General features: G+C 40.7%; 7 protein-coding genes and 4 tRNA genes. 4 read left to right on the top strand and 7 right to left on the bottom strand.

The annotated features are described in order from the left end of the window. Nucleotides 1–7: 7 nt before the first annotated feature. Both AB4153_RS17780 and AB4153_RS17775 read right to left on the bottom strand, forming a co-directional pair. Nucleotides 8–83, bottom strand: a tRNA-Val gene (locus tag AB4153_RS17780). Between the two features lie 38 nt (nt 84–121). Continuing rightward, nucleotides 122–197: transfer RNA gene (locus AB4153_RS17775), tRNA-Val, on the bottom strand. 439 nt (nt 198–636) lie between these two features. Here AB4153_RS17775 and gltX point away from each other — a divergent pair. The 3 genes from gltX (at nt 637) to AB4153_RS17760 (ending at nt 2,389) form a co-directional block, all read left to right on the top strand. Continuing rightward, nucleotides 637–2,046 carry a glutamate--tRNA ligase gene (gltX, locus tag AB4153_RS17770; RefSeq protein ID WP_229372117.1) on the top strand — a complete coding sequence of 470 codons (1,410 nt, stop codon included), beginning with the start codon at nt 637–639 and terminating at the stop codon, nt 2,044–2,046. Between the two features lie 105 nt (nt 2,047–2,151). Then, nucleotides 2,152–2,227, top strand: a tRNA-Ala gene (locus AB4153_RS17765). An 86-nt stretch (nt 2,228–2,313) separates the two neighbouring features. Beyond that, a tRNA-Glu gene (locus AB4153_RS17760) sits at nt 2,314–2,389 on the top strand. Nucleotides 2,390–2,934: 545 nt separating this feature from the next. Here the strand turns inward: AB4153_RS17760 and AB4153_RS17755 are convergent. From AB4153_RS17755 to tesB, 3 genes are all read right to left on the bottom strand, one after another. Beyond that, a complete protein-coding gene (locus AB4153_RS17755; protein WP_371998280.1) occupies nt 2,935–4,170 on the bottom strand; it encodes an MFS transporter in 1,236 nt (411 codons plus the stop codon). 170 nt (nt 4,171–4,340) lie between these two features. Then, entirely contained in the window at nt 4,341–4,736 is a 396-nt protein-coding gene (locus AB4153_RS17750) for a YbaY family lipoprotein (RefSeq protein WP_371998279.1), read from the bottom strand. A 5-nt stretch (nt 4,737–4,741) separates the two neighbouring features. Next, a complete protein-coding gene (gene tesB, locus AB4153_RS17745; protein ID WP_102529624.1) occupies nt 4,742–5,605 on the bottom strand; it encodes an acyl-CoA thioesterase II in 864 nt (287 codons plus the stop codon). A gap of 234 nt (nt 5,606–5,839) precedes the next feature. On the opposite strand from tesB, the gene AB4153_RS17740 reads away from it, so the two are divergent. After that, a complete protein-coding gene (locus AB4153_RS17740) occupies nt 5,840–6,718 on the top strand; it encodes a 1,4-dihydroxy-2-naphthoate polyprenyltransferase (protein WP_371998278.1) in 879 nt (292 codons plus the stop codon). A 189-nt stretch (nt 6,719–6,907) separates the two neighbouring features. Here AB4153_RS17740 and AB4153_RS17735 read toward each other — a convergent pair whose 3' ends face one another. Continuing rightward, on the bottom strand, nt 6,908–7,213 hold the full coding sequence (locus AB4153_RS17735) for a hypothetical protein (RefSeq protein ID WP_102529626.1): 306 nt from the start codon (nt 7,211–7,213) through the stop codon (nt 6,908–6,910). Between the two features lie 340 nt (nt 7,214–7,553). After that, complete coding sequence (gndA, locus tag AB4153_RS17730; RefSeq protein WP_102529627.1) at nt 7,554–9,083, bottom strand: NADP-dependent phosphogluconate dehydrogenase; 1,530 nt, start codon at nt 9,081–9,083, stop codon at nt 7,554–7,556. Nucleotides 9,084–9,139: the final 56 nt, after the last annotated feature.

Below are 9,139 nucleotides of genomic sequence, written 5' to 3'. Positions count from 1 at the left end.
AAAAGAATGGTGGTCGATACTGGGCTCGAACCAGTGACCCCCTCCTTGTAAGGGAGGTGCTCTCCCAGCTGAGCTAATCGACCTGGGATTTACACAATGATTTAATTCTTTCTAAAAAGAATGGTGGTCGATACTGGGCTCGAACCAGTGACCCCCTCCTTGTAAGGGAGGTGCTCTCCCAGCTGAGCTAATCGACCTCGCTGTGTGGGGCCGTATTATAGGGAGCAACGAAATACTGTCAACGACTTTTTCACGAAAAAAGCTCAGCCGCGCTAAAAACGTGCGGCTTGTTGAATTGTTAGGCGCTTTATAACGTCATTTGTCTCAATAGTGATGCAACTAGAGAAGAATTGAATATTGTAATTATGGAGTAAAGCTCGTATCCAGCTAAATATGCCTTGTTTTGAGACTTCTCAGTTTCACTTCAATAAAAGCTTCGACGACAAAGTTGAGCAATCAGTGCGCTCTTTAGCTATAGTTTTTCGCTCACAGAGCTGATTATGATGCTGCTTATTGATGTAGTTTAAATTATCAATAGTGAAACTCGCATAATAAGGTGGTTTGGGTATAGAATATCGGCCACTTTATTATATCTGTCTTTATATAGACGTTTTTGAAATAGGTCAGTGTCCCATTATGACAACTAAGACGCGTTTTGCTCCTAGCCCAACAGGCTTTTTACATGTAGGTGGTGCTCGTACAGCACTTTATTCTTGGCTTTATGCCCGCGCAAACCAAGGTGAGTTTGTTTTACGTGTAGAAGATACTGATATTGAACGTTCGACTCCTGAAGCTTGCGCCGCAATTCTTGAAGGAATGGAATGGTTAGGTTTGACTTGGGACGAAGGTCCTTATTACCAAACTAAACGTTTCGATCGATACAACGAAATCATTGCTCAAATGCTTGAAGAAGGTACTGCTTATAAGTGTTACTGTTCACGTGAACGTATTGAGAAGATGCGTGAAGAGCAAGCTGAAAATGGTGAATCACAAAAGTATGATGGCCATTGCCGCGATCTTGCTCCTCGTGATACTGATGAACCGTTTGTGATTCGTTTCAAGAATCCAACAGAAGGGAGTGTCGTATTTAACGATCACGTACGTGGCCGTATCGAATTTGCTAACGATACCTTAGATGACTTAATCATTGCTCGTACAGAAGGCACGCCAACTTATAACTTCTGTGTTGTTGTTGATGATTGGGATATGGGCATTACTTGTGTTGTTCGTGGTGAAGACCATATCAATAACACTCCTCGTCAAATTAACATCCTTAAAGCTTTGGGTGCACCAGTACCTGAATATGCTCACGTATCGATGATTTTAGGTGATGATGGTGCGAAACTGTCAAAACGTCATGGCGCGGTTGGTGTTATGCAATACCGTGATGACGGTTATTTACCTGAAGCGCTACTAAACTACCTGGTTCGTTTAGGTTGGTCTCATGGCGACCAAGAAGTTTTCTCAATGGAAGAAATGATCTCGTTATTTAAACTAGACGATATCAATAAGGCAGCTTCAGCCTTTAATACAGAAAAACTTAATTGGTTAAACCAACATTACATTAAAGAACTTGCACCAGAATATGTTGCATCACATCTTCAATGGCATATGGATGACCAGAAAATTGATACAGCAAACGGACCTGCACTTGCTGAAGTTGTTACAGCTTTAGCAGAAAGAGCGAAAACGCTGAAAGATTTAGCTGCATCTAGCCGCTACTTCTATGAAGATTTCGAAGCGTTTGATGAAAATGCAGCTAAAAAGCATTTACGTGGTGTTGCAATGGAACCACTGAAACTTATACAACAAAAAATTTCTGCCCTTCCTGAGTGGACAGTTGAAGCAATTCACCAAGCAATTGAAGATACAGCAGCAGAACTAGAAGTGGGTATGGGTAAAGTCGGAATGCCACTACGTGTCGCGGTTACAGGCGCTGGCATGTCACCTGCTGTAGATTTAACCTTGTTTTTAGTTGGAAAGGCTCGTTGTGAACAAAGAATCTCCAAAGCGATTGAATTTGTAGCAGATAGAATAAATTCTTAAAAAACGAGTTGACACTTTTGGGCAGGCTGCATAGAATGCGCCTCGCAGTTGAGACACAGCGTCATAATTTATTTCGGCTTGTCCAAATGTGTTAAGTAAAGTTGAGGGGCTATAGCTCAGCTGGGAGAGCGCTTCGCTGGCAGCGAAGAGGTCCACGGTTCGATCCCGTGTAGCTCCACCAATTTTACTAAAATCAAAGCGTTAAGTTTTAGCCTACAGAACTTAATGAGTTATTCACTCCCTTACGGAGTCTAAACGTAAGTCCGGGTCCCCTTCGTCTAGAGGCCTAGGACACCGCCCTTTCACGGCGGTAACAGGGGTTCGAATCCCCTAGGGGATACCACTCTCTTTTTTAAGAGTTATTAAAGCCACTTAATTGTGGTTTTTTTATGTCTAAAATTTAGCTGACAACGACTAACAAAGCAGTTTCCAAATAGGTTAAAGCTAGCTAAATGCTAATGTTGTTGTGGCTTAATACCCAACCACCTCCTAATTATCCTTTCTTGCTATACAAGTCTAAGTTTCAACCCAAGATGAAATTCAACTTGCTGCATGTCACTGATAATATTTAATCTTCAGCCTCAAGATAAATGACTGTAAGAGTAGTTCATTGATTTTCATGTCCATCTAAGGTTCCGAGTTAGGCTCATTTGTAGCCCATTCTAGAAGTAGCACGTGGAATTAAGGATAAAGTTAAAAGTGCACCTTTAGTGCAGTTCATGAGTGCAGTTAAAGCTTTAATCCACTTAGATAAAAATGAGAGAGCATAAACACGAAACAAACTCTTTGGTTAAAAATCACTTATAAAACTGTTTGGTTCACATGCGATAAAAAGCAGGCACAAAAAAAGAGGCCTATTGGCCTCTCATATAAACTTTTTAATCTCCCTTAGCTTCGTGCTGCTAAGTCATCAGCCTTTGATTGATGATAAGTTAGGCGCATAATTGCGACACAAAGTAATGAAATAAGCCCACAAGATCCGATAACAACACCTTGCCATTCTAACTGGTGCCAAAATAGCATCAAATAAGGCCCTCCAAGCGCCGCACCAAGATAATAACTACAAAGGTAGAGCGAGGTTGCTTTTGCTCGATGAGTAGACGCTCTGATAGCTACAAATGAATTACAACAACTATGAGTTAAGAAAAACCCACTGGCTGTCAGTAAAAAACCAATTATAATCGCAGGTAAGGTATCTATTAAGGTTAATAACGTCCCTACCAGCATGACGAGTAATGCACCTTTAAATAAACGAAGTGCACCAAACTTTACTACCCACTTAGCAGAAAAGTAAGACGTTAATGTACCACTCAAATAACAAAGAAAAATCAACGTGGCAGCAAAACGACTAAAGCGATAAGGGTCATCCATTAAGTGCAGCTGGATAAAGCTAAACTGGTTTACCATCATCATAAATGCCAGCCCGCCAATGGCATAAACTAAACGCATTTGATTATCGGTTAAGTGGTATATAAAACCACCCACATCTTGCTTGATTTTCGCAAGCACACCGATTGAGGTTTGTGTTTTTTCTGGCTTTAGTTCTCTTCTTGGAAGCAGATAGGTCACAATGGAAATACCCACTAAAGTCACGGCGAAATTGACCGCCATTGCTTGCTCCCATGTGCAATATTGCGACAGTAAGCCCCCCATTAATCTGCCACCAATACCACCTAAGCTATTAGCCATAATATAAATAGCAGCAGCCTTTAATAAAAAGCTCGCTGGTAATTGATCTTTAAAATATGCCATCGCAATAGCAGGTACTGCGGCTAACAAAACCCCTTGTAATAACCTCACCATTAGCAAAGCATCAAAATCTTTTGCGTAAATAAGTAAAATATTAGACGCGACTAACAACCATAAGCTGACCATTATCGGCGCCAAACGGCCAATACGATCTGAGATCACGGCATAAATTAATAAAGAAAAGGCAAGAGAGAAGCTCGTCACAGAAAGAATTAACGTCGCATTGGCGCCTGTAACATCAAAATGCTCAGCAATGGATGGCAACATGCCTTGCACAGCATATAAATTGATATAAACAACAATAGAGGCTAAACACAAAGCCCAGATAAGGCGAAGCTCAGATCTTGATTGATCAACTTCATTTACCGCACGCAATTCAGGCACAACTTAAGCCTCGAATAAAAAGAAATGAAATTTGATTATTGCGTGATATACAACTTATGCAATTCACGACTTTGGAAGATGTGAGTTACGTCTTAATTCCAAAGAATAAACATTAAGACGTACTCTACATTTTTGAGGTTTAGCTAAGAGCTGGAACGAAACTAACGCTCAACTTTTTTCATAATAACTTCGGTGGTGAACTTATCATTATTAATCACTGGGAATTTTTCGTAAGTTTGAAAAATCGGTCTATCTTGATACATGATCATCGCAACCACGCCATATTCAATATCTTTATCAATACTGTCAGCTGGTAAAGTAAACTTAAACGGTACTGGTGCGCGGGCAATATCAAAGGTTTTTTGTGAAATAATCAAACCTGGCGTATTCAAACCAATAATCGCGATATTAATTTTACAGTTCTGTGGCAGCGTAATTTTCTCTAAGTAGCCTGCATAACCATTAATGATTACTGGCTCATCAGGCGTAACAGTGACACATGCTGTCAGCATCAATGTCATGCATCCTAAAAGCAGCGCTTTGAAACCATATTTCATACTTTTTACCCTTTTGTCATTCTTAGTAGGCCTTCTTGGGTAGCAGATGCAACCAAACGCCCTTGTTGATCAAAAAACTGTCCTTTAACAAAACCACGACCACCACTAGCATTGGTACTTTCAACACTATAAAGCAACCAATCGGAAAAATTAAATGGACGGTGAAACCACATTGCATGATCTATGGTTGCCATTCTTACACCTGGTGTTAGAAATGATACGCCATGTGGCTGCGCCGCTGTCACTAAGAAGTTGAAATCAGAAGCGTAAGCTAACAGATACTCTTGCACACTATGATCGCTCGGAATGTTACCATTCGCTCTCATCCACACATAGCGCTTCGGCTCTGTTGAGTCGGGTGCGATAGGATGAATAGGATTGACTAAACGCATCTCAATCGGTGAATCAGCCATAAACTTTTCAAGTATTTTTGCTGGTACTTTGTCGCGCATAGTGAGAGCCAGCTCTTGCTGATTCAATAACCCTTCAGGCCCAGCAACAACAGGCATCTCCGCTTGGTGGTCGTAACCTTCTTCTGGTGCTTGAAAAGAACAAGTCATGTAAAAAATTGGACGCCCTTTTTGAATGGCTTTAACCCGTCTTGCACTGAAACTGCCACCATCACGCATGTTTTCAACATCATAAACAATCGGTAGCTTTTCATCGCCAGCGCGCAAAAAGTAAGAATGCAAAGAGTGTACTTGTCTATCTTCACTTACCGTTTGTTTTGCAGCACTTAATGCTTGCCCCATTACTTGACCGCCAAATACATGCCCAAAGCCTAAATCTTGGCTTTGACCACGAAACAGGCCTAGTTCTATTTGCTCTAATGAGAGCAATGAAAGTAAATCATTTAATACTTGGCTCATAATTATCCTAGCGGCTCTGCCAAACTCAATATCCTTAGGTTACCTTAGAACCACACATCATTAGTAAAAATATTCTAGAATTTACTCATATATAAACAAAATTTGATAAAATTAAGCAAAAATAACAACAAGTTTTTACTTCATAGCGCGATCATAGCCGCTTACTTAATTCCAAAAAATTGCTATGCTATTAGGCTATCCTAATTTAACTCGACACCCTTAAGCCCTAAATATATGCAATCTTGGATTTTAGCTATCAGACCTCGCACACTACCTGCTGCAATAGGTCCTTTATTAATTGGTAATATTTTAGCCCTACACTTAGAGCAGTTCAGCTTTACAATTGCTTGTATCTCAATGCTGTGCGCTATTTTATTACAAATAGCCGTTAACTTAGCCAATGATTATTTCGACTTTAAAAACGGTATTGATACCGACGAGCGTGTGGGTCCAGTCCGTGTAACCCAAAGCGGTATGATTTCACCTAATAGCGTGCGTAATGCCATGATTTTATGTCTCGTACTCGCATTCATCGTGGGTTCTGCATTGATAGTACATGGTGGTTGGCCGATCGCAGTTTTGGCTGTAGCTGCGTTATTGGGGGCAGTTTGTTATAGCGGCGGCCCTTACCCTCTCGCCTCTCATGGATTAGGTGAAGTGGCTGCATTTGTATTCTTTGGGCTGGTCGCGGTCGTGGGAAGTTACTACATTCAAGCTGGCGACACTAGCATCAGTGCTTGGCTGTTAGGTAGTGCCATCGGCATGTTTAACGCAGCGATTATGCTAGTAAATAACACCCGAGATATTCAAACTGACACTAAGGCCGGTAAAAATACTCTTGCCGTTCGTATAGGTCAGGCTCAAGCTCGCGTGCTTTACCAAGCATTAGTGTATTTACCATTCGGGATCATTATTGGTGGTTTCTTGATGGGTTACTTGCCTGGAATCCCAGTATTGCTTGCAGGACTAGCATTAGTGTACGCCCGTCAACTTAGCGGTGAATTCAGTAATACCAGTGGTGAAGCCCTTAACCCAATCTTAGGTCGAACCGCCAAATTAACTATGATATTTAGTTTCTTATTCAGCCTTGGTTTAGTCATTACCTTAGCGTAAATATCACAACATAAAGGCTTCTAATGAGAAGCCTTTATTATTTATTTTAAAATTCAATCTTCACACTAATTACCATAAAGTATTTTTCAAAAAGAAATACTTTTATTAATTAGCTTCAATACAGTCTCAAAAATTATTTACTGTTATTGATGACACTCAGAACCGATTAAAGACTTTGACGTAAAATAGTTAACTGGCTTCTGCGGCAGCAGCGGCATTAGCTGAAATCAACTTCCTGTCAAAGTCATCATTGAGCAAAATAACATCGGCAATTGAAGCTCTTAGCTTTACTGATGCTGGTGCTTTATTAGTGGTTCTCTGACTCAGTGATTCGCGCAATAATACCACTTCTAATAACTTTTCAAGAGACTCATTATTCTTGGTTTCTAACGCGGGCAGTTGTTTTACAGCGGCTTGAGAATATTTATCATATTCGGAAGTAAGAGTTTCAATGGCTTCTACTAGTCTTTTTTTCTTATCCGTTTTCGTTGGCATGCATACTCCCTCATCTTTATTAGTATCTTATTTAACCTATATTAGAGTTGGCTCAGTTACAAGGTTGTTAACTACAGAGAAACATGAATATTGCTATTAATATAAAAAATAAGACTAATAGTTAATATAAAACCAGACCAAATACGAATGAGTCTTTATTAGAGACTGATTTTATCAAAAATATTTTTGTCATAGATAGATTGCATATTTTAATGTCAATAAAACTTATTTAAGTTGTCATAAGATAGTCATTAAAAAACGACTGGGCTTACAGATAACAAAAAAGCACTTCTCGCGGAGAAGTGCTTTTATTTAAAGCGACAAAAGTAGCTGCTTATGATTACACCTTAGACAATGTGCGCTCTTTTGCACTCCAATCTAAATGGTACTTCTCGCCAGCAGGTTTATCAGTGCGTTCAAATGTGTGTGCACCGAAAAAGTCTCGCTGACCTTGTAGTAAATTAGCTGGTAGCGTTTCACTGCGATAGCTATCGTAATATGCCACTGCAGAACTAATACATGGCGCAGGAATGCCTTGCATAACTGATGCTGCAACTGTTTTACGCCAATTCATGTGCTTAGCAGATAAACTATCACTGAAGGTTTTAGCCATCAGAAGATTCGCAAGCTCGGCATCGTCTTGATAAGCTTTGGTTATAGACTGCAAGAACGTCGCGCGAATGATACATCCTGCGCGCCAGATCTTAGCAATTTCAGCAAAGTCTAAAGACCAATTTTGCTCTTTTGCAGCCATCGCCATTAATTGGAAGCCTTGGGCATAACAACAGACTTTGGCGCAATATAATGCATCCTCAAGGTTAGCAATAAACTCGGCTTTCTCTGCATCAGTTAACGTAACCTTAGCTGGGCCTGCAAGCTTAGTGCTTAAGTCAACTCGCAAGCCTTTTTGAGTACTGACAGCTCGCGCATACACGGCTTCAGCAATGGTTGGTGCTGGGCAGCCAATTTGTAAACTACTTACCGCAGTCCACAAGCCTGTTCCTTTTTGGCCTGCTTTATCTAAGATCATTTCCACTAACGGCTTACCAGTTAATGGATCGTCTTGTTGCAATACTTCAGCGCTGATTTCCATCAAGTAGCTGTTTAAGCTGCCTTGATTCCAACCATGAAAAATATCACCAATTTCATGAGCCGATAACCCTAAGCCATCATGAAGTAATTGGTAAGCTTCGCAGATTAATTGCATATCCGCGTATTCAATACCGTTATGTACCATTTTCACATAATGACCAGAACCCGCAGGGCCAATATAAGTAGTACATGGCTCGCCTTCAATAACAGGGTTTCCTGGCTCAAAGCGCTCTATTGGTAACCCTGTTTCTGGATCGACTTTCGCTGCCATCGCTTTCCAGACAGGTGCAACGTATTGCCATGCATCTTTATTACCACTTGGCATCAATGACGGGCCAAAGCGCGCCCCAACTTCACCACCTGAAACTGCTGAACTAAAGAACACAAATTTGCCTTTAAAACGTGCTTCACGTTCTACAGTATCAGTCCATAAACTGTTACCTGTATCGACAATGATGTCGTCAGTTTCAATACCGGCATCAATCAGTGCATTACACACACCATCAACTGGGCCACCAGCAGGAACAGATAACACGATGACACGAGGTTTTACTAATGATGCGAGCATTTCAGTAAGATTATTACAGCCAAGCATTCGGGGTGCTTTATCAGCTTTTCTTTCTGCTGTTTCTTGATTAATAGCAGCATTAACTTTTTCACTGTCAAGATCGAAAGCGGCTACCTGGTAGCCATTATCAGCTATGTTTAACGCGAGATTCTTGCCCATCACACCGAGGCCGATAACGCCGATGTCTGAACGGAATGGTTGGGTATTCATTATTATTTTCCAAAGGTCACAGAGATTAATCGCGCGTAGCGAATCCATTTGAAGGG

Source organism: Shewanella sp. 10N.286.52.E4, assembly GCF_041468785.1.
Lineage (GTDB): Bacteria > Pseudomonadota > Gammaproteobacteria > Enterobacterales > Shewanellaceae > Shewanella > Shewanella electrodiphila.
The sequence above is the reverse complement of the archived record's forward strand: the minus strand, read 5'-3'. Positions and strand labels throughout refer to the sequence as shown.